Annotated in this window: 22 protein-coding genes; 10 read left to right on the top strand and 12 right to left on the bottom strand. The window is 69.3% G+C overall.

What is annotated here, in order from left to right:
* Window positions 1-9 precede the first annotated feature (9 nt).
* The 7 genes from MEBOL_RS02190 (at window position 10) to MEBOL_RS02160 (ending at window position 3666) form a co-directional block, all read left to right on the top strand.
* A complete protein-coding gene (locus MEBOL_RS02190) occupies window positions 10-774 on the top strand; it encodes an endonuclease/exonuclease/phosphatase family protein (RefSeq protein WP_095975854.1) in 765 nt (254 codons plus the stop codon).
* Window positions 775-884: 110 nt separating this feature from the next.
* A complete protein-coding gene (locus tag MEBOL_RS02185; RefSeq protein ID WP_245919379.1) occupies window positions 885-1313 on the top strand; it encodes a phage holin family protein in 429 nt (142 codons plus the stop codon).
* The gene (locus MEBOL_RS02180; protein WP_095975852.1) at window positions 1303-1527 is read left to right on the top strand and encodes a DUF3618 domain-containing protein; all 225 of its coding nucleotides are present in this window, start codon (window positions 1303-1305) and stop codon (window positions 1525-1527) included. Before MEBOL_RS02185 ends, MEBOL_RS02180 begins: the two co-directional genes overlap by 11 nt.
* A gap of 51 nt (window positions 1528-1578) precedes the next feature.
* Entirely contained in the window at window positions 1579-1779 is a 201-nt protein-coding gene (locus tag MEBOL_RS02175; protein WP_095982532.1) for a hypothetical protein, read from the top strand.
* A gap of 37 nt (window positions 1780-1816) precedes the next feature.
* Window positions 1817-2245, top strand: a complete 429-nt coding sequence (locus MEBOL_RS02170; protein ID WP_095975851.1) for a hypothetical protein — start codon at window positions 1817-1819, stop codon at window positions 2243-2245.
* Window positions 2246-2299: 54 nt separating this feature from the next.
* Entirely contained in the window at window positions 2300-2596 is a 297-nt protein-coding gene (locus MEBOL_RS02165) for a YtxH domain-containing protein (RefSeq protein ID WP_095975850.1), read from the top strand.
* A gap of 158 nt (window positions 2597-2754) precedes the next feature.
* On the top strand, window positions 2755-3666 hold the full coding sequence (locus MEBOL_RS02160) for a hypothetical protein (protein ID WP_095982531.1): 912 nt from the start codon (window positions 2755-2757) through the stop codon (window positions 3664-3666).
* A 22-nt stretch (window positions 3667-3688) separates the two neighbouring features.
* Here the strand turns inward: MEBOL_RS02160 and MEBOL_RS02155 are convergent, their stop codons facing one another.
* A complete protein-coding gene (locus tag MEBOL_RS02155; protein ID WP_179956367.1) occupies window positions 3689-4567 on the bottom strand; it encodes a hypothetical protein in 879 nt (292 codons plus the stop codon).
* Window positions 4568-4638: 71 nt separating this feature from the next.
* On the opposite strand from MEBOL_RS02155, the gene MEBOL_RS02150 reads away from it, so the two are divergent.
* Window positions 4639-7212 (top strand): adenylate/guanylate cyclase domain-containing protein, encoded by a 2574-nt coding sequence (locus MEBOL_RS02150; RefSeq protein ID WP_095975849.1) that lies wholly within the window; start codon window positions 4639-4641, stop codon window positions 7210-7212.
* 3 nt (window positions 7213-7215) lie between these two features.
* On the opposite strand, the gene MEBOL_RS02145 is transcribed toward MEBOL_RS02150, so the two are convergent.
* From MEBOL_RS02145 to MEBOL_RS02105, 9 genes are all read right to left on the bottom strand, one after another.
* Entirely contained in the window at window positions 7216-7575 is a 360-nt protein-coding gene (locus MEBOL_RS02145; RefSeq protein ID WP_095975848.1) for a (2Fe-2S) ferredoxin domain-containing protein, read from the bottom strand.
* Window positions 7576-7710: 135 nt separating this feature from the next.
* Window positions 7711-8412, bottom strand: coding sequence for a NuoI/complex I 23 kDa subunit family protein (locus MEBOL_RS02140; RefSeq protein WP_095975847.1), 702 nt, complete (start codon window positions 8410-8412; stop codon window positions 7711-7713).
* Window positions 8413-8436: 24 nt separating this feature from the next.
* On the bottom strand, window positions 8437-9858 hold the full coding sequence (locus MEBOL_RS02135) for a complex I subunit 1/NuoH family protein (RefSeq protein WP_095975846.1): 1422 nt from the start codon (window positions 9856-9858) through the stop codon (window positions 8437-8439).
* Between the two features lie 2 nt (window positions 9859-9860).
* Window positions 9861-11732, bottom strand: coding sequence for an NADH-quinone oxidoreductase subunit G (locus tag MEBOL_RS02130; RefSeq protein WP_095975845.1), 1872 nt, complete (start codon window positions 11730-11732; stop codon window positions 9861-9863).
* A complete protein-coding gene (gene nuoD, locus MEBOL_RS02125; RefSeq protein WP_095975844.1) occupies window positions 11729-12994 on the bottom strand; it encodes an NADH dehydrogenase (quinone) subunit D in 1266 nt (421 codons plus the stop codon). The genes MEBOL_RS02130 and nuoD overlap by 4 nt, the downstream gene beginning before the upstream one ends.
* Before the next feature lie 39 nt (window positions 12995-13033).
* Window positions 13034-13561, bottom strand: coding sequence for an NADH-quinone oxidoreductase subunit C (locus MEBOL_RS02120; RefSeq protein WP_095975843.1), 528 nt, complete (start codon window positions 13559-13561; stop codon window positions 13034-13036).
* A gap of 73 nt (window positions 13562-13634) precedes the next feature.
* Window positions 13635-14978 carry an adenylate/guanylate cyclase domain-containing protein gene (locus MEBOL_RS02115; RefSeq protein ID WP_245919377.1) on the bottom strand — a complete coding sequence of 448 codons (1344 nt, stop codon included), beginning with the start codon at window positions 14976-14978 and terminating at the stop codon, window positions 13635-13637.
* Between the two features lie 27 nt (window positions 14979-15005).
* Complete coding sequence (locus tag MEBOL_RS02110) at window positions 15006-15563, bottom strand: NADH-quinone oxidoreductase subunit B (RefSeq protein WP_095975842.1); 558 nt, start codon at window positions 15561-15563, stop codon at window positions 15006-15008.
* Window positions 15564-15569: 6 nt separating this feature from the next.
* Window positions 15570-15941, bottom strand: coding sequence for an NADH-quinone oxidoreductase subunit A (locus MEBOL_RS02105; RefSeq protein ID WP_095982528.1), 372 nt, complete (start codon window positions 15939-15941; stop codon window positions 15570-15572).
* A gap of 224 nt (window positions 15942-16165) precedes the next feature.
* Between MEBOL_RS02105 and MEBOL_RS02100 the strand changes: the two genes are divergently transcribed.
* Window positions 16166-17767, top strand: coding sequence for a methyl-accepting chemotaxis protein (locus MEBOL_RS02100; RefSeq protein ID WP_095975841.1), 1602 nt, complete (start codon window positions 16166-16168; stop codon window positions 17765-17767).
* Between the two features lie 12 nt (window positions 17768-17779).
* On the opposite strand, the gene MEBOL_RS02095 is transcribed toward MEBOL_RS02100, so the two are convergent.
* Entirely contained in the window at window positions 17780-19144 is a 1365-nt protein-coding gene (locus MEBOL_RS02095) for a cytochrome P450 (RefSeq protein ID WP_095975840.1), read from the bottom strand.
* A 2-nt stretch (window positions 19145-19146) separates the two neighbouring features.
* The gene (locus MEBOL_RS02090) at window positions 19147-19983 is read right to left on the bottom strand and encodes a PHP domain-containing protein (RefSeq protein ID WP_095975839.1); all 837 of its coding nucleotides are present in this window, start codon (window positions 19981-19983) and stop codon (window positions 19147-19149) included.
* 76 nt (window positions 19984-20059) lie between these two features.
* On the opposite strand from MEBOL_RS02090, the gene MEBOL_RS02085 reads away from it, so the two are divergent.
* Window positions 20060-20308, top strand: coding sequence for a hypothetical protein (locus MEBOL_RS02085; RefSeq protein ID WP_095975838.1), 249 nt, complete (start codon window positions 20060-20062; stop codon window positions 20306-20308).
* Window positions 20309-20343: the final 35 nt, after the last annotated feature.

Here is a 20343-nt window from a genome sequence, read left to right as displayed (position 1 = left end):
GGAGAGGACGTGGAGCTGACGCTCGTCTCCTACAACATCCACAGTGGCATCGGGACGGATGGTTTCTTCGACCTGGAGCGGGTGGGCGAGGTGCTGCGGGACATCGACGCGGACATCATCGCCCTCCAGGAAGTCGGGGACTACCGGGGCGTGACGCCTCGGGAGGACCAGCCCGAGCATCTGGCGGCGATGCTGGGCCTGCACATGGCCTTCGGTCCCAACGTGGTGCGGGAGGGCCGACGCTATGGCAACGCCATCCTGTCCCGATTGCCCATCCGGCAGTCCCACAACTACGACCTGAGCGTGGGCCGCCGCGAGCCTCGGGGCGCCTTGCGTTGCGATCTGGACATCGGGGGCGGCAGGCTCCTGCACGTCTTCTGTCTGCACCTGGGCCTGGGGATCCGCGAGCGCCGCCGGCAGGAATCGCTGCTGCTGTCCTCGGACATCCTCCGCGACTCGGTTCAACGGGAGCCGGTCGTGGTCTGCGGGGATTTCAACTACCTGGGACCCGGTGCGGTGCGCGGGCTCGCGCGCCAGGCCATCCACGACGTGGCCCTGGAGCTCGACGTGAGCGTGCGCACCTACCCCTCCCGCTACCCGCTGTTGCGCCTGGATCGCGTCTACGTGGACACGGGCATCAAGCCGTTGTCCATCCGGGCCCACCAGACGGACCTGTCCGAGCTGGCGTCGGATCACCTGCCCCTGGTGATGCGCTTCAGGACGCAACTGGAAACGCAAGCCTCCAGTGCCGCTCCCGTGCAGCTCATCGGTTAGGCCCCTGTCCCCGCTCGTCGATGGAGAGGGGCCGCTGACGTGCGGTGGACAGATCGCCACCTCCGGGGTTGTCGTGGAGAACGGGAGCACCCTACGTTGACTCTCCTGAAATGAGAGTGACGACCGGGGAGCAGATGGGAGTGGGTAGCGAGCAGACGGAGCGTGGACTGGCCACGCTGGTCGGGCGGTTGACCGAGGGCCTCACCAAGCTGGTGACGCAGCACCTGACGTTGGCGCGCGCGGAGATGATGGAGGACGCGCGATTGATGGGCGCGGACCTGGCGCTCATCGCCCTCTTCGTGCCGTTCGTCCTGGTGGGCTACGGCTTCGTGTGCGCCGGGCTGGCCGTGGCGCTGGCGCGTTGGCTGGGCCTCGCGGGCGCGCTCGCCCTGGTCGGGGGACTCAACCTCGTGGGCGGCGTCGTGGGCGTCAAACGGGCCGCCGAGCGGCTCAAGGCACACCAGGTCATGGACGACACCAAAAGTGAACTCAACCGCAGCGTGACGGCGCTCTCCCAGGAGGTGCCTCATGGCCGCTGATTCCATCAAGCTCCGGTCCGCTCCGCGCTCGCCCGAGCAGATCCGCGAGGAGATCGAGCGCACGCGCGCCGAGCTGAGCCAGTCCATGAGCGCCCTGCGCGAGGAAGTGGCGTGGCGCACCGACTGGCGCGAGTGGGTGCTCCGCCGGCCCCTGACCTGCGTGGGCGCGGCTTTCTTCATCGGATTCGTCATCGGCAATAGCCAACGGCGCTGACACACCCCACCTTCCATCCACCCAGTTTCACTTCACGAGGACATGCCTCTCATGGACGTCAATTCGCAGAACCTGCAGGACAAGGCCCGCCACCTCCAGGACACCGTGCTGCCCCAGATCGACGAGGCCCGGCGCAACCTGGAAGACCTCAACGCCCGCGCGGCGAGCTTCATCCGCGCCAATCCGGGCACCTGTCTGCTGGGGGCCATCGCGGTGGGGTTCATCGTGGGCCGCATCGCGTCGCGCCGGTAGCCGTCCCGCCCTCTTCTCGAAGATTCGGAGTTCCTACATGACGACCTACCAGAATGCCGGCAATGGCAACCCCGCGGGTTCCGGCGGCCCGTCGGCTGACAATCAGCCGGGTTTCGGCCAGCGGGTGGATCAGATCGGCTCGGATGCCCAGCACCTGTGGGACAACGCGCGGGGCGCGGTGACGGATCTGCGCGACACGTTGGATCTCAAGGGCCGCGTGGAGCGCAACCCCTACCTGATGGTGGCCGCGGCCGTGGGCGTGGGCTACGTGCTCGGCGGAGGTCTCTTCACGCGCACCACGGGCCGGCTGTTGCGGCTGGGCGTGCGGCTGGCGGCCCTTCCCATGGTCAAGGACGAGCTCCTCGGTATGGCCGAGGCGGCCCTTCACGGCGTCGAGGTGGGGGCCGGCCGGGTCTCTGGCAGGACGGGTGCTCCTCCGGCCACGGGCGGCCCGGAGCGTTCTTAGGACCCCTCGCGGGTCCGCGTCGTTGTTCCACCCATTACCTAGGGAGTCGTCACGATGCTCAGCCTCAAGGACTTGAAGAACACCGCCCAGGACCTCCGGGACCTGGACAAGGATGACCTGCTCGAGCTGCTCGGCCTGGAGACGCGCCGGAGCTCCGCGGACGCGCTGCTGCCCGTGTTGGGCGCCTTCTCCGTCGGCTTGCTGCTGGGCGCGGGCGTCGGTCTGCTGCTGGCGCCCAAGCCGGGAGCGGAGCTGCGCGGGGATCTGCGCACCCGCCTCAAGGATGGCCAGGAGGCCCTGACCAAGGCCGCCGATCAGGCGCGCGCGGAGATCTCCAACCGCACCAGCTGAGGCCTCCGGGCGCAAGGGGTTGTCACGGGGGGCGGTCCGCGGATGGCGGGTCGCCCCTCGGGCGTTTTTATGCGAAAGGGGAGGGCGTGACTTCGCGCAAGCAGCCCCCGACGGAGGGAGACGAGGACGTGGACTCCCGCCGGGACACGCCTCGGGACATGCCCCGCGTCCTCCCCGCCGAGGAGCACGTCCTGTCCCGGGCGCATGGCCTGGAGACGCTGGAGTCCGCGTACGAGGCCTGGCTCGGGTTGCGCCGGGAGCAGGCCGCCGCGCGCCAGCGCTTCCTGCGGGAGTACGAACGCCTGGAGCAGCAGGGCTCCTTCCTGGTGGGCTCGGTGCGCTCGGCGTCGGAGGGCGTGACTCCCGTGGGGACGGCCCCGAGCGGTGTGACGCCGGGGGACTCGGCGCTCACCGCGGCGGAGGGCCCCTTGCGCGACTTCCTGCGCCAGGCCGAGGAGAAACTGGCGAAGGCCCGGGCCGGGCTCGCGCGGGAGGAGGCCGAGAGCGAGGCGCGCTACCAGGCGGACTTCGCGGCATTCCACACCACGGTGAGGGACCGGGTCCGGCGCCATCTGAGCGCGTCGCCTCCCCGGTTGCGGTTGCTTCTGCGCAAGGTCAGCGCCTCGCGTGCCGTGCTGCACGTGGAGCGCGTGGGCGGGGATGTCCCCGTGCTGTTGTTGTTCCTGTTCACCGGGCGCATTCCCTCGCGGCACGGGTTTCTCCTCGACGACTCCACCGACGACGTGTCGCTGCCGCCCGCGCCGCTCTACCCCGAGGAGGGCGTGGCTCCGTCCGAGGTGCGGCCCACGGCTTCGGCCCTGCTCGAGCGGGTGCGCGCGTCCGGCGAGGTGCTGCCCGTGAAGGGCTTTCTCCCCGTCCTCGTGCCGAGGCCCGGCGGGGGCGAGGACTTCTTCCGCCTGCTCCAGCGCGGGCCGGTGATGGAGGTGGAGGTGGCGGAGGGAGAGGCGTTCCGCGCGGTCCTCACGCGCGAGGAGTCCGAGCGCTTCGCGGGCCACCTGCTGCGCCTCAACCTCCAGGGCCAGCTCGCGCTCGAGGTGGAGGCGGACTGAGTCCCTGGAGGGAGCCCCGGGCTCAGGGTCCGGTGTGCACCAGGCCCACGTCCGCGGTGCCCACCAGCAGCGCGCTGCCGTAGAACAGGTTGTCGGAGTCGGCGCTGCCCGAGCGCGTCGTCTGGAAGACGACGAGGTAGTTGCTGTCCGGCTCGGGGAAGGCGGTGCCCGGGACTTCCAGCGTCGGCTGCTGCCACTCCCCGGGGGTGGCCGCGATCTTGATGAGGCTCAGCGGATCCGTGGGCAGGTTGGTGTAGGTGGACTCGCCCCGCTCCCCGTCGGTGCGCAGGGCGAAGACGGTGACGAAGCCGAGCGTGCGCTCCTTGCCCGCGGGGACGGTGGGCCGCCGCAGCGTGAGGCCTTGTCGGGCCGTGTGCCGGACGTATCCTCCCGGGGGGTGGAGGACGTCGATCTTCTCCAGGGCGGGGGCGTCCTCCACGAGCCCCACGTACGAGGTGCCCTGCTGCGTGGCGACGAAGCGGTAGGTGGCGCCGGACTGGTAGCGCACGCCCGCGTCGTCATCGGGGGCGCTCGTCAGGCCGTAGGTGCCCGCGCCCTTGTTGCCGAGCGGCACGGAGAGGCCGTTGGCCTCGAGCCGCACCGTGGCGTCGGTGAGGGGCTGGGGCGTACCGCCCTCGCCGTTGCGGGTACCGAAGAAGACGAGGGCGGCCGTCTGGCCGGGCAGGGAGATGCGCTCCTCGTCGGGGATGCCTCCGTCGGGCAGCGTGCCCGCGTCGAGCCCGGCCAGGGCGGCCGCGGAGATGTCCACGTCCGGGGTGGAGAAGACGGTACCCACCATCATCTTCTCGGCGAGGAGCTGGTTGCCCGTCTTCTGGATGTCGCAGGCGAGGGGGGAGAGCAGGAGCGCGGCGGCGGCGGCGGACAGCAGGGGGCGTTTCATGTGGGCGGAAACATAGCAGGGCCTCATGAGGGCTGGGGACGTGGGCCGGACGCGCTATCTTCGCCGCTCCCGTGCGAAGCCTTCCCATCTACTCCACCGGCCTGCGCTTCCTGCAGAGGCTCGCCTACTCCCTGCTGCAGGCCACGCTTTTCGGCTCCATCCTCGGAGTCCTCGTCTACTACCGCGTCCCGCGCGCGCGGTTGTCCGAGGGCGCCACGCCCGGTGCGTTGATCGCCCGTCCCTCGGCGGGGCTGGAGGCCTGGGAGCGCATCACCTACGACGGGCGCGTGCGCTCGTTGGGCGAGCGCGCCTCCCGCTCGGATCGCGTGGTGGTGGTGGCGCTCGACGACGAGACGCTCACCGAGGCCCGGCTGGACGATCACGCGGGAATCGCCGCCTACCCCTGGCCCCGGGAAGTCCTCGGGGGAGTGACCCAGCGGCTGCTCGACGAGGGCGCCGAGCAGGTGTTGCTCGACCTGCCCTTCTCCGAGCTCAGCCCGCGTGCCTGCCTCGTGCCGGGAGCGAGTGGACCCTCGGGCCTGGACGATGACCGGGCGTTCCGCGCGCTGTTGGATCGCTCGTCCCAGAAGTCCGTGTTGTCCTTCGCGTGGTCGACGGACCGGGGGATTCCTCCGGGCAGCCGGTTGTGGCCCTACCGCGTGCGGCTGGGGACGTACGCGAACGAGGCCGCCGCGAGGAGCCGGGTGCGCACGGTCCTGTCGGATCAACGCCCCGTGTTCCTTATTCCCGCGGGCAAGGGCGTGGAGGTGTGGGGCGGCGTGGCCAGTGAGCAGGAAGGCCAACGGGTGGCGCAGGAGCTGGGCGTGCGCGAGTCTCCGCGCGTGCTGGAGCGGGCGACCCGCGATGACGCGTACCGGGTGGGACCGCTCGAGCTCTTCATCTCCCTGGCCGAGGTCCAGGTGGAGGGGCTGGATGTGTCGAAGTTGGAGGAGGTCCGGCAGCTCGAACACCCGGTGGCCCCGTTGCTCGGCGAGGCCAGTCTCTATGGCGCCATCACCCTGCCAGAGGACTCGGACGGGCTGGTCCGGGCCGTTCCTCACCTGGTGAGCTACCGCGGCCGGGGAGACACCCGGCACGTGTTGCCCTCCATGCCGCTGGTGGCGGCGATGCGTCAGGCGAACACGCGCCAGCTGCGCTACGCCGAGGGTCGGCTGTACGTGGGGGAGCGCTTCTCCATCCCCATGGACGAGTCCGGCTACAGCCTGGTGCGCTGGGACGCGGCGGAGGTCGGTCGCGGCGCGCGGGGCTCGGTGGCACGCGCCATTCCCGCGTGGAGCGTGCTGCTCAACGTCTTCGCCGTCCGGGAGGGCTTGCCGCCACGCGCGGCGCACGACATCGAGGGACGGCTCGTCGTCTTCACCAACACGTCGCGCCGGGCCATGGACTTCCAGCACACCCCCATCGGCGAGCACACGCCCTCGGGGGCCATCCTGGCGCAGTCGCTGGTGAACTTGCTCCGCTCCGAGGGCATCTCCCGCGCCACGCCCCGCGAGGATGTGCTGCTGACGCTCGGCCTGGCGCTGGTGGGGGCCTTCGTCGCGCTCACCGTCAACCGGGGCCTGCGCTCCTCGGGAGATGCGTTCTTCTACCTGTTCACGATGGCCATCGTGGGCGTGCTCTACACCGTGGGTGCCTGGTACGTGTTCGTCACCCGGCAGCTCTGGGTGGCGCTGATGGGTCCGCTGCTGGCCATGAGCCTCACCTTCCTCCTCACCATCATCCAGGCCTCGCGCTCCGAGCAGCAGCTGCGCCTCTTCGTCACGGACGTGCTCGGCCGCTACGTCAACCCCGAGGTGGCGAGGCTCGTCAGGCGGGACTTGCGTCAGCTCACGCGGCCGGAGGTGCGGGAAGTCACCGTCTTCTTCTGTGATCTGGATGGCTTCTCCCGCCTGTCCGCCGAGCTGCCCCCCGAGCGGCTCGTGCAGTTCCTCAACGAGTACCTGACGGAGGTGACGGACGTGGTGCGCGCCACGCGGGGCCAGGTGGACAAGTACATGGGGGACGCGGTGATGGCCTTCTGGGGCGCGCCCGTGCGCACGGAGCGGCACGCGCACCACGCCTGTGACGCCGCGATGAAGGTCCGCGCCGCGCTGCTCGCGCGTCAGGAGTACTGGAGCAAGACCTATGGCCATGCGCCGCAGTGCCGGGTCGGCATCGACAGTGGCGAGGTGCTGGTGGGCGGAATGGGCAGCGACTTCGAGTCCAAGTACTCCGTGCTGGGCCAGTCGGTGAAGTTCTCCATGTACCTGGAGGGCCTCAACCGCCATTACGGCACCTTCGTCCTGGTGGGTGACGGCGTGGCGCGCCTGGCGCAGGACGGCTACGTCTTCCGCGAGGTGGATCGGGTGCGGCCCAAGGGGCGCGACGAGCCCACGCGGTTGCACGAGCTGGTGGGACGCAAGGGCGAGCTCGACGAGCGCATCCAGGCGCTGCTGGCCATCCACGAGCAGGCGCTCACCACGTACCACCAGCGGCGCTTCGACGTGGCGCTGGCGTTGTTCACGCGGGGCGTGGAGGAGTTCCAGGATCCGGTGGCCGGCGTGTACGCCGAGCGCTGCCGTGCCTATATCCGGGCCATGCCGCCAGAGGACTGGGACGGTGTCTTCGCGCTCGAGGGGCCCTGAGGCTCAGCCTTCCGCTTCTTCCGGATGGCCGAGCAGCTCGACGACGGGCTTGTCCTGGGCGACGTGCTCGGCCACCACGCGCCGCATCTTCTCCGGCGTCATGTGGGAGTAGTACGCCTCGCCCTCCCAGCCCATGAGCTGGTAGTCCTCGGGCGACAGGGGATCCCTCTTGCGGCCCGTCTCCTCGCGGAGGACGACGTTGGGGCCCATGTGACAGAAGCCGTAGCAGCCTCCGCGGTACAGCTCGCAGCGCGGTTGCAATCCGCGGGTGGACAGCTCCTCGCGAGCGGCCAGGGCCACGGCGTCGGAGCCTCCGGCCTTGCAGCTCGAGCCCTTGCACACGGAGAGGCGGTAGCGCTTCATGGAGGAGTCCACCCTATGGAGTTTGAGGGGCGCTGCAAAGGGCCGCGAATGCCGTCGTGAGGGCTTCAAATGACAGCGGCCCGCCGTCCCCCGTGCGTGACACGGAGGGGGCGGGCCGGTGAGAGCCGGGGCGAGTTACTTGAGGAACTTCGTCACGGGCACCGGGCCGTCATGCGAGACGATGGCCCGGCTGTGCGCATGCTCTTCCTCGCCAATGCGCGTGTGGGCTTCCTTGTGCGCGTGGGCGGGCTGCTCGGAGCTCGAGCGCTTGTTCCACGGATCCGACGGGTGCGACACCGCGGGCCCCTTGAGCAGCCGGGGGATGTCGTACACGAAGCCCTGCCGGTTGTACTCCGGCGGCGTGTGCGTGTAGGTGTCCATGCGGATGGCGTCCTTGGGGCACGCCTCCACGCACAGGCCGCACACGATGCAGCGCAGCTCGTCGATGACGAACTGGGTGGGGTACTTCTCGATGACGCGCGACTCCTTCTCGTCCGCGCCCTCGGGGTACTCACCGGCCTCGATGTAGATGCACTGGGCCGGGCAGATGGTGGCGCACATGTAGCAGGCCACGCAGCGCGGCTTGCCATCCTCCCGCGGAACCAGCCGGTGCAGACCCCGGTAGCCCGGAGGATAGGGAATCTTCTCCTCCGGGTACTGCACCGTGGTGACGAGGCTGGTGCCGGTGCGCTCCTCGAACGGCGTCTGGGTGTCGCGCGTGCCGAAGAGGTTGCGCCAGAAGTGGCGGGTGGTGATGGCCAGACCGCGGAGCAGTTCCGGCAGGTAGGTCCGCTCGCGGATGTCGGTGCGGGGATCCTGGGTCGCCTTGTAAGCCATGGTGTCTTTCTCTTCGCTCCGAACCTAGTGCGAGGAAGCCGTGGACGCACTGGCGTGCACAGCGGCCGAGGGGGTTTCCGCGTGGGCGGCGGGCAGGTGGCCCTTGGGCTCCGGTGCCTCTTCCTTGTCCGGGGTGATGGTCAGCGCCACCAGCGCGAGAATCTGAAGGATACCGAAGATGGCCAGCGCCCGCAGGGAGGGATCCCACAGCACCAGCGCGCCCGTGGCGAACACGTTGATGAGGCCCAGCGGCAGGAGGATCTTCCAGCCCAGCGTCTGGATCTGATCGTAGCGGAAGCGCAGGAAGGACCAGCGGATCATCATCTGCACCCAGATGAAGAACAGGACCTTCAACCAGAACACGGTGCCCAGCACGGTGCCGTACAGCCAGCCGTGCTCGCGCATCACGCTCAGGTTGGACAGCCACTCGCCGCCGAAGGGCAGGTGGTAGCCCCCGAAGAAGAGCACGGTGATGAGGCCCGAGAGGATGACCACTTCCACGAACTCGGAGATCATGAACAGGCCGAACTTCATGCCCGAGTACTCGACGAAGTAGCCGATGATCTCCGACTCACCCTCGGGGCTGTCGAAGGGGGCGCGCTTGGTCTCCGCGAAGGCCGCGGCGAAGAAGAGGAAGAAGCCCATGGGCTGCAGCAGGAAGCCCCAGGCGGGCAGGCCGATGTCGAAGCCGCCCACATGGGTGGACCACAGGTAGCGCGCCTGTCCCGTGGCCTCTCCGCCCAGGCCCAGCTCGTTGGTGACGTTGCCCACGAAGGCGGGCAGCTGCACCGTGGAGAAGGCCATCATCAGGCCCACCAGCGACAGGCCCAGCGCGACCTCGTAGGAGATCATTTGCGAGGAGGCGCGCACGCCACCGAGCAGCGCGAACTTGTTGTTGGAGGACCAGCCGGCGAGCGACGTGCCGTACACCGCCAGCGAGGCGATGGCGAACACGTAGAGCAGGCCGAAGTCCGGCGTGGCCACCACCATGTCCACGGCCTTGCCGAACACCGTCACGGTGGGGCCCGCGGGCACCACGGCGAACAGGGCGAACACGGGCGCGAAGGCCAGCATGGGCGCCAGGTTGTAGAGCAGCTTGTTGGCCGCGGCCGGGAAGTGGTCCTCCTTGAACAGCATCTTCGCGCCGTCGGCGAGGAAGTGGGGGATGCCGCCCAGGGCGTTGTTGCGCAGCAGCGGCAGGTCGATGCGCGCGCGGTTGGGGCCGATGCGGTCCTGCATCAGCGCGCTCCACTTGCGCTCGGCCACGGTGAGCATCGACCCGATGGCCATCACCAGGGCGATCATCAGGAAGAACAGGTTGGTCAACCGGCTGCCGCCCGGCAACAGCGCTTCCACCTGTCCACCGACGAGGTAGGCCAGGAGCGTCATCGCGGCGAAGTAGCCGACGAAGACGACGAACATGAAGAGGATGGTGAAGACGCGCATTGTCAGAGACCTCGGACCCTGGGAGCGCCGAACTCACGGTAACCCGGGGGCCGGCCGTCGGCGGCGGTGGCCAGTGGGTTGATGCCGGGCTTCTCCCGGTCGGGCGGGGCGGCCTTGTCCCAATCGAACGAAGCGAACTCGGGCACGCCCTTGCCCAGCTCGCGGAAGATCTCGCGCGAGGACGTCCAGGTGGCGCTGCCCCCCATCTGCCGGGACAGCTCGGCCGCCAGCGCCCAGTGCGCCACGGCGTCTCCCTTGGAGGGGTAGGCCTTGCGGAAGCGCTGGATGAGGCCGTCCACCTGCACGAACGAGCCATCCGCCTCGATGTGCGCGGAGGCCGGCAGCAGCACGGTGGCCTGCGCGGTGAGGGCGGACTCGTTCGTCGCCTGCGCCACGAACACGTCCAGCTTCGCCGCCGTCTGGGCGAAGCCCTCCACGTCCCCGGGCACCTCGGTCCCCACGGCGTAGAGCGCCTTCACCTTGCCGCCGTTGATGCCCTTGACCAGCTCGTCGAACGGCTTGAGCGTGAGTCCCAGGCCCTGGGCGATGAGCTCCAGGCCCTTGCGGTTGGGGTTCTTGTCCGCCGTCAGCAGGTAGTGATCCGCCTCTCCCTGGGGACGGCCGCCCACGTACACCTCGCCGACACCCAGCGTGCCCTTGGCGAAGGTGAGCGCGGCGAGCAGCTCCTCGTTGGAGGCCACCGGCGAGGCGAGCACCGCGAGCTGCTTGCCCTTGGCGTCCGTGAGCGCGCGGGCCGCGGCCTGGATGGCTTCCTGACGCGCCACCTCGGGACGGGCGGTGTCGCCCTGCTTGCGGCCCACCACGGCGCTGAGCACCCGGCCCAGGTTGAGCGCCTTGTAGGTGACGCGGCCCTGGTCGCACATCCAGCTCTTGTTGACGGCGTCGTTCTCGCGCGGGCGGAAGCGGTAGGTCTCCTGCCCCATGAAGTCCGCGTAGATGTTGCAGCCGCGCGAGCAGCCCGTGCACACGGAGGGCGCGGCGGACTGGAACCACGAGCGGGCGCGGAAGCGGTAGTCGCGGCTGAGCAGCGCGCCCACCGGGCAGATGTCCACGGTGTTGAGCGAGTAGTTGCTGTTGAGCTCACTGCCGGGGAACGTGTCGATGACCTCGTGGCTGCCGCGGCCGAAGATGCCCAGCTGGGGCTCCTTGGGCACCTCGTTCATGAAGCGCACGCAGCGGCTGCACAGGATGCAGCGCTCCTGATCCAGCACCACGCGGGGCCCGAGCACCTTGCGCTTGTTCTTGAGCACCTTGCCGCCCTCGAGACGCGAGGGGCGGTAGTCGTAGCGCATGTAGTAGTCCTGCAGCTTGCACTCACCGGCCTGGTCGCAGATGGAGCAGTCCACCGGGTGGTTGAGCAGCAGGAACTCCATCACCGCGCGCTGCTGCTCCTTGACCTTGGGCGTGGTGGTCTTGATGACCTGGCCCTCGGCGAGCGGCGTCTGGCACGCGGGCACCATCTTGGGGGCGTTGGACGCCTCCACGAAGCACATGCGGCAGTTGGCCGCGATGGACAGGCGCGGGTGGTAGCAGAAGTAGGGGATGATCGAGCCGACCGAGCGGGCCGCCTCGATCATGTTGGTGCCCGGCTTGGCGATGACTTCCTTGCCGTCGATGGTGCAGGTGACGAAGCCCGGGTTCTTCGGCGGGGGAGGGCCGGCGGGCTTGGGCGCGGGCGGAGGCGGCGCGGGCGGCGTGGCGCTGCTGTGCGCGGCCGGAGGCGTGTCCAACTTGGCGCCCGCGGGAGGGTTGGACGGCTCGGGGCCGGTCTTCGCCGCGGGCGTGTCCGTGGGAGCGCCCTTGGGGGGCGGCTGCGCGTCGCCAGAGGGCTTCTTGGTGTCGTTGTCGCTCACTGCTCGACCTCGCCGCCGATCATGTTGATCGTGTCAAAGGTGGGAATGAGGTCCGCGAGCAGTCCGCCCTTCACGATGGACGGCATGGCGGACAGGATGGGGAAGCCGGGCGCGCGCACGTGGACCTTGTAGGGTCGGCCGCCGCCATCGCTCACGATGTACCAGCCCAGCTCGCCGTTGGCGGACTCGGTGGCGTCGTAGACCTCGCCCGGGGGCACCTGGATGCCCTCCATCACCAGCTTGAAGTGGGAGATGACGCCCTCGATGGTGCCGTACACCTCGGGCTTGGGCGGCAGGGCGATGCGCCAGTCGTCCACGATGATGGGCCCGTCGGGAATCCTCGCCAGTGCCTGGCGGAGGATCCGGTCCGACTGCTTCATCTCCTCGATGCGCATGAGGTAGCGATCGTAGTTGTCGCCGTGCTCGCCAATGGGCACGTCGAAGTCGAGCTGGTCATAGACCCAGTACGGCCGGGCCTTGCGCAGATCGTAGTCGACGCCGCAGGCGCGCAGGCACGGTCCGGTCCAGCCGTAGTCCAGGGCGTCCTCGGCGGAGATGACGCCCGTGCCCTTCATGCGGTCCACGAAGATGCGGTTGCGCGACAGGAGCGACTCGCACTCGTCGGCGAGCTCACGGATCTTGTCGAGCGACTTGAGGGTCTTGGCGATCCACCCCTCGGGCAGGTCGCGGTTGAGTCCGCCCACCCGGCCGAAGCTGGTGGTCAGACGCGCGCCCGTCAGCTCGGCCACGCGGTCGTTGATGAGCTCGCGTGCCTCCATGCCGAAGAGGAAGGGGGCGAAGCCGCCCAGCTCCATGCTCGTGGCGGCGATGCACGTGAGGTGATCATGGATGCGGTGCAGCTCCGCGCCGATCACCCGCACGTACTGGGCGCGCTCGGGGATCTCCAGGCCGATGAGCTTCTCCACGGCGGTGAGGAAGCCGAAGTTGTTCATCAGCGGGGACGCGTAGTTGAGCCGGTCCGTGTAGGGCAGGCACTGCGTCCAGGTGACGTTCTCACAGCTCTTCTGGAAGCCGCGGTGCAGGAAGCCGATCTCGCAGTCCGCGTCGGAGATGGTTTCCCCCTCCAGGTGCAGCTTGAGGCGCACGGTGCCGTGCGTGGCGGGGTGCGAGGGGCCCATGTTGATGTACATGGGCTTGGCCTGGAGGTGGGCCTCCAGCTCCGACTCCTGGGCATAGGCGTCGGTGTCCGGATTGGGCACGTCGGGGCTGGGATGGGCTGCGGGCTTGTGGGGGTCCGCCATGATGTCCTCGAAAGGCGTGGGCCGGTGGGGGCGGGCGCGTCAGGAAACGCCGCTCGTGCCGGGGCCGCGGAAGATGTCCTTGATGGGGCGCTCGGGAATGAGCGGCTGCCGGTCGCGCAGGGCGTAGTCCTTGCGCAGGGGGTGGCCCTGGAACTCCTCGTAGAGCAACACGCGGCGCAGGTCCGGGTGTCCCGAGAAGCGGATGCCGTAGAAGTCCCACACGAAACGCTCCCACCAGTTGGCGCCCTTGAAGAGGGACGCCAGCGAGGGAATCTCCAGGTTCGACTCGCTCACGCGAACCTTGAGCCGCACGTGCTCCCCGCGCGAGAGGGAGCGCAGGAAGTAGACGACCTCGAAGCGGGGATCGTTCTCCGCCAGATGCAGCCGGTCCACCGCGTCGATCGAGATGAAGAGCTTGAAGTCCAGCTCGCTCTTGAGGAAGGCGGCGACCTTGGGCAGGTGCTCCGCGTGAATGACGGCCCAGGCTCCGCCCGTGCGGTCGAAATAGCGCTCCGCCACCGCCTCCGGAAATTGGGCGGTGAGCCTGTCGAGTGCGAAGGTGCTCAAGGGGGGCCTCGATACTGGCTAGGGAATCCGGCGCGTTATAAGGACGCGCCTTGGGGGGCGTCAACGGAATCCCTTAGCCATCCTCGCTACTTACGCGAGGCAGAAGCCGGCGTTCGCCCGAGCGGGGCTTCCGGGCCGCCGTCCCGGCCCCCTCTCGGCCGGGCAGGGGCCGGGGGATGAAGGTGATGACCGGCTCGCGCTTGCCCGCCACGGGGGTGGGCGGTAATTCCTGCCAGAGGCAGCAGTCGCCCGCCCGCTCCCGGGTCTCCTTCGAGACGAGGACGGGGGTGCGGTGCTTCTTGGTGAGCTGCTCGATGCGGTTGGCCAGGTTCACCGTGTCCCCGATGGCGGTGTACTCCAGCCGGCGGGCCATGGAGCCGATGTTGCCGAGCACCACGTGGCCGGTGTGCAGGCCCACGCCCATGAGGAGCCCCGGCTCGCCCCGTGCGAAGCGCTCGGCGTTCATCTCCCCGAGCTCCTTCACCATGTCCAGGGCGCACTCCACCGCGCGGCGCGGGTGGTCGGGTTCGGCCAGGGGGGCGCCGAAGTACACCATGAGTGCGTCCCCAATGAACTTGTCGAGCGTTCCCCCGTGGCGGAACACCACTTCCACCATGCGCCCGTAATAGTCGTTGAGGATGGCCACCACGGCCTCGGGGCTCAGCCGCTCGCTCAGCGCGGTGAAGTCGCGCAGGTCCGTGAAGAGGATGGTCACCTCGCGCAGCTCGGGCTTGGACACCGGGGACTCCAGGTCCTGCAGCCGCTCGGCGACGGCCGGAGAGAAGTAGCGGCCGAGCTGGGCACGCTTGAGCTCCTCGCGCGTCAGGGCGGAGACGAGCACGCGGATGCGATGGAAGAGGTAGTGCGAGGCCCCCGCCGTCATGCTCACCACCACCACGCCCACCACGCGCGCGCCCATGCCGATGCCGGCCTCGACCTGGAGGGCCACCTCGGCCACGGCCGCCACGGACGCCACCACGAAGGTCACGGCACGGCGCAAGGACAGGGCGGAGAGGACGATGATGAACGCGTAGATGCCGAGCGTGAATCCCGCCACGCCTCCGGGAGAGGGGGACACGGGCAGGGCGAGGTGCTGCAGCCAGTAGATGGCGGGAACGTCCACCACCGCGAGCGACGCTCCGGCCCAGCTGGCCACCAGGGGCCAGCGCAGGACACTGACGAGCGTCGCCACCGTGCACAGCCAGTACGCGGTGAAGGGGAGGAGGTACACCTCCCAGTCCGCCAGGCCCTGCACCCACCCCAGATACGCGGCGATGGCCAGGACGATGGACACCCCGAGGAAGCGCATCTGCGCCAGTCTCAGCGTGTTGTACTGCCGCTCGGCCTCCAGGGCCCGGTCCACGGGCTCGCGCAGGAAGGTGGCGAGTGGGGATTGTGTCTGCCCGGACTCGTCCACGAGACCTCTGTCCTCGGTGCCGGAGGGCTACTTGCGCAGTCCGTAGGTCCCGGCGACCAGGTCGTGCGGGGCGCTTCCGCCGTGGCCAATGCGGTGCGTCTGGTTGCCGATCTTGTCCTGCAACAGCCGCAGACCGTCGAGCACCTGCTCGGGGCGCGGCGGGCAGCCGGGGATGTAGACATCCACCGGGATGATGCGGTCGATGCCCTGGAGCACCGCGTAGTTGTCGTAGAAGCCTCCCGAGGACGCGCACACGCCGAAGGCGACCACCCACTTGGGCTCGCACATCTGCTCGTACACGCGCTTGAGGATGGGCGCCTGCTTGAGGTTGATGGTGCCGATCACCATCAGCATGTCCGCCTGACGCGGCGAGAAGCGGGGGAACTCGGCGCCAAAGCGCGCGATGTCGTGCCGCGCCGAGGACAGCGACATGAACTCCATGCCGCAGCACGCCGTGGCGTACGGGTAGGTGAACAGCGAGTACTTGCGCGCCCAGCCCAGGCCCTTGGAGATCTTCTCCGCGAAGAAGCCCATGGCGTCCTCGCGGCGGGTCGTCAGTACGGGGACGTTATCGTAGTCAGCCATGTGTCCTCAGTGCTCCCACTCCAGAGCGCCCTTCTTCCAGATGTAGATAAGGCCCACGACGAGGGTCGCCGCGAAAACGACCATCTCCGCGTAGCCGAACCAGCCGAGCGCCTGGAAGTTGACCGCCCAGGGATACAGGAAGACCGCCTCGACGTCGAACACGATGAAGAGCAGGGCCACCACGTAGAACTTCACCGCGAAGCGCTGGCGCGCCGTGCCGCTGCTCTCCGAGCCCGCCTCGAAGGGCGCCGACTTGATGGCGCTCGGCCGCTTGGGGCCCGCCAGGGCGGCGAACTTCACGATGAGGAGCGCCAGCAAGCCCGCCAGCAGCAGAACCACCGCCAGCGGCATGTAGGGGCTCAGGGGGTTGGGATCGATCGCGGGATTCATCGCGGCGGACCCTAGGGACACCCGGATGAGGTGTCAATGAGGAATCCCGGGAGCCAACCCCCGGACATGACAGCGGAAAGTCCTCGTTCCGCCCCGGTGGTCCTTCCCCGCCATGCAAGGGGGCGTCCGCCAAGGGGTTTGACGCTCCAAGCACCGGGGGCCTAGGGTCCTTGCCCGACGCGTCGTGCGATCAGACAGGAGTGGCGCCGGGCATGTGGGGTCGGCTTAGTCTTCGCTGGCAGGTGGCGTTCGCGGTGCTGGTCCCCAGCCTCGCCGTCGCCCTGTTCAGCGGGTTCTACTTTCCCAAGCAACAGTGGCACCAGGGCATGCAGAAGCTCGAGGAGCGCGCACGTACCCTGGGGGGGTTCGTCTCGCACGAGCTCACCCTGTTGATCGAGCAGGGCCACTCCGCGCCCTCGTCGAACGTGTTCTCCCCCGCGCCCCCGGCGAACGCGCGGGAGATGGAAGCGCGCATGCTCAACCTGCTGCCGCGCATCGTGGCGTATGTGGAGCAGTCGGCGGACGTGTCCTTCCAGACGGTGATCGGACCCCAGGGAGAGGTGCTCACCGAGCGGGGTGATCCGCCCCGGGGCTTGAGGGGGATCGACGGGGAGGGCCCGGAGTGCGCGGTCCGGCGCGTGCAAGGTGCTCCCGTGGCGTTCTGCCGCCTGCCGGGCGGCTACACCTATGTCCTGGGAATGGATCCGACCCGGGTGTCGGTGGAGGCGGCGGCCCTGCGTGGCTCCACGATCCTCGTGTACCTGGGCGCGCTGGTGGTGGGCCTGTTCATCTCCTTCTTCATCGGGCGCGCCATCGCCGAGCCGGTGACGCGCATGACGCAGGCGGCGCGCGAGGTGGCCCAGGGTGACATGTCGCTGAGCGAGGTGGACGTGGCCTCCGCCGGCGAGGTGCGCATGATGGCGTACTCCTTCAACGAGATGCTGGGCACGCTGCGCGGCACGGTGTCCGAGCTGCTCACGCGTCTGGAGCAACTGTCCAGCGCCTCGCGGGGGCTCACGGGCGCCTCGGCGGACCAGGAGCACGTCATCAACCAGCAGGCGGCGTATGCCCAGCAGATCGCCGCCACCTTCGAGGAGCTCAGCCGCACCGCGGAGCAGATCTCCAGCTCCACGGAGGTGGTGGAGTCCAGCGCGCGGCGCACGCACGAGGCGGTGGCCGAGGCGATGGCGGTGGTGGCGCAGGTGGTGGCGGGCATCAACGACATCCGCATGGAGTCCAAGGGCGTGGCCGACGCCATCGTGGGCCTCAATCAGGATCTGCAGCAGGTGTCGAAGATCGCCCAGGTCATCAATCAGGTGGCGGAGCGCTCGGATCTGTTGGCGCTCAACGCGGCGCTGGAGGGCACCAAGGCGGGCGAGGTGGGCCGGGGCTTCTCGCTCGTGGCCGCCGAGATGCGCAAGCTGGCCGAGAGCGTGTCCGCCTCGGCGCGGGACATCGCGCGCATCGTGGAGAAGGTGCAGGACTCCGGCAACGAGGCGGCCAGCAAGGCGCGCGTGGGCATGGCGACGAGCGACCGCGGGGTGGAGGTGGCCGAGCAGGCCTCGGCCGTGTTCCAGCGCATCGTGGAGCTGGCGCGCGGCACGAGCGAGGCCGCGCGGCAGATCACCATCGCCACGCGGCAGCAGCGTCAGTCGAGCGAGCAGGCCGTGCAGGGGGCTCGCAACGTGGCGGAGCTGGTGAAGCAGGGCGTGGACGCCACGGGCCGCACCACCCGCATCGCGCAGGATCTGCAGACCGTGGCGGACAGCCTCACCGTGCTCACCAGCAAGTTCAAGGTGGCGCGCGACCGCTGACGCTCCGGCCGCTCAGGCCGGCACCAGCTCGATGCGCGTCTTCTTCGGCGGCTGACCGAAGGGCAGATAGCGCAGCTTGGCGGGCGCGGAGCCCGGTGCGATCCGGGGCCGCAATCCCCGGCGCGCCAGCTCCCGCGCGAACCCCGTGGCGAATTGCACCACCTCCATCCACGCCAGGTGGTAGCCCAGGCAGAAGTGGGGGCCGCCTCCGAAGGGCGCCGTCTCGATGGCGGAGGGGGGCAACCGCCGGCCCATCCATCGCGAGGGATCGAAGCGCTCGGGGTCCGGGAAGATCGCCGGATCGAAGCCGTAGACGCCCACGGGGACGGTCACCATGGTGCCCTTGGGGACGTGCTTGCCATGCAGGGTGAGGTCCTCGGTGGCCTGCCGAGCGGTCGCCGACAGGGGTGGGTAGAGCCGCAGCACCTCGCGGAACATCGCCTCGGCGAAGGGGTGGCGCTTGAGGTCCTCGGGGGATTGGGGCAGGGCGGGCGCCGCCTCCGCCTCCTCGCGAAGCTGCCGCCAGAGGTCGGGCCGCTGGGCGAGCACGATGCCCAGCCAGGCCATCACCGAGGCGGAGGTCTCGTGTCCCGCGAGGGCCACGAGCCGCAGGTTCTGCACGAGGTCCACCTCCTTGAGTTCCTGCCCCTGCTCGTCCCGCGCCGCCAGCAGTGCCGCGAGCGTGCCCTTCATGTCCGTTCTGCCGCGTGCCGCCACGATGAGCCGGGAGAAGCGCTCATCGAGCCAGCGCCGCCCCCGCACGGAGCGCCAATAGGGCCCGAAGGGAACGGTGATCTTCACGGGGAAGGCCCCGAGCACGAACTCCCGGTAGTGGTGGTTGAACGCGTCCAGCTCGGAGCGGTCGATGCCCATGATGCGGAAGATGATGTCGAGCGCCAGCCGCTGCGTCTCCGCGAGCAGCGAGAAGGGTCCCGAGGGCAGCTTCGCGAGGCTCGCCTCGATGACCTCGGCGGAGAGCGCGGAGGCCCCGCTGGAGGTCAGTCCCCGGGGGGTGAAGGGCCCGCTCATGGCCGTGCGCAGGCTGCGGTGCGGCGCGCCATCGCGCGACAGGAGCGCGTCCCCGATGAAGTCCGGCGCCTGCTCGCGGATGAACTCGCTGCTGGTCACCCGGTTCTTGAGCAGCTCGAAGCCCGGCTCGCCCATGCACACCAGCTGCGTCTCGGAGCCGAGGTTGCGCATCCAGAACAAGGGGCCCACCTGGTGGGCGGCCTCGCGCAGGAAGGTGAGGGTGTCACCGAGATTGAACGGCACGTGGCCCACCAGGGGCAGCGCGCCGGGCAGGATGGGGATTCCATCCTTATAGGTGGCCGGGCGTGACAGACGCTCCCTCAGCGCGTTTGGGGTATTCAATTGCATGCTCAGCTCGTTCGTGGATGCGGGTTGGAGGCCCGTGCGCGCAGCCGCGCGAAGTTTTCCGCCGGAGTGGGAGAATCCCCCGGGCGCCGTCCGGGTGTCACCTGCTCCCCATGGAAGTCACTGCCTCCGGTGGGAACCAGATCGAACTCCTTGGCGAACTTCATGTACCGCTGCTGAACGCTCGGGTTGTGGTCCGAGTGTAGGGCCTCCAGGCCATCCAGCCCCGCGCGAGCCAGGAGCAGGATGTCGTAACGCTCCAGTTTCGAACTTCCCGGATGCGCCAGGGTCGCGGTCCCTCCGGCCTGGTGGATGAGGTGGATGGCGTCCTTGCCGTCCAGCTTGAAACGCTCCACCCAGGCGGGTTTTCCCGCCCCGAGGAAACGGTCGAAGGCCTGCTTCACGTCGAGGCACCAGCGCCGCTCCACCATCACCCGCGCCAGGTGGGGCCGGCCCAGCTGGGCGCCGCCCGCGAGCGCCCGCACCTCCTCCATCTGGAGGGGAAAGCCCATGCCCTGGAGCCGTTCCACCATTCGCACCATCCGTTCTTCCCGCTCCACCCGGAGTCGCGCCGCGTATTGCGCCAGGGCGGGGAAGTCCGGCCGCACGAAGTGTCCGAGGATGTGCACCTCGCGCTTGTTCACGAACGCCGACAGCTCGATGCCCGGCACCAACTCCACGCCGCGCGCCCGCGCCGCCTCCGTGGCTTCCGCCAGGCCCTCCACCGTGTCGTGGTCCGTCACCGCCAGCGCCGTCACCCCGGCCTGGGCCGCCAGGGCCACCAGGTCCGTGGGCGAGTGTTGGCCATCGCTCGCGGTGGTGTGGGAATGCAGATCAATCACGGTGGGCTCCCTGGTGCTCGGGTTGAAGGGCGCTCGCCGCCGTCCCTAGGATGCAGCATGCAACCCGGAGGGCCCCATGGCCAAGGACGATACCGTCGAGAACCGCGTGTACCTCTTCGAGTCCCTGGCGAGCAGCTATGTGGCCGCCGCGTCCGAGGCGCTCTCCTCCGATGACGACGCGGTGCGGGCCCGGGCGCTGAGGGCCCTGGCGGACCTGGCGTTCGTCTCCTGCGTCGTCGCGGACACCGGCCACCTGAGCGCCGAGCAGGTACGCGAGCGGCTGCTGGGCACCCCCGAGGATGGCAAGGCGAAGAAGCGCAAGTAAACCCGGACTCCCCTCGGCGCATGGGGGGTGGTAGA

It is taken from the genome of Melittangium boletus DSM 14713 (assembly GCF_002305855.1).
GTDB classification, from domain to species: Bacteria; Myxococcota; Myxococcia; order Myxococcales; family Myxococcaceae; genus Cystobacter; species Cystobacter boletus.
This window is presented reverse-complemented; position numbering and strand designations above follow the sequence as displayed.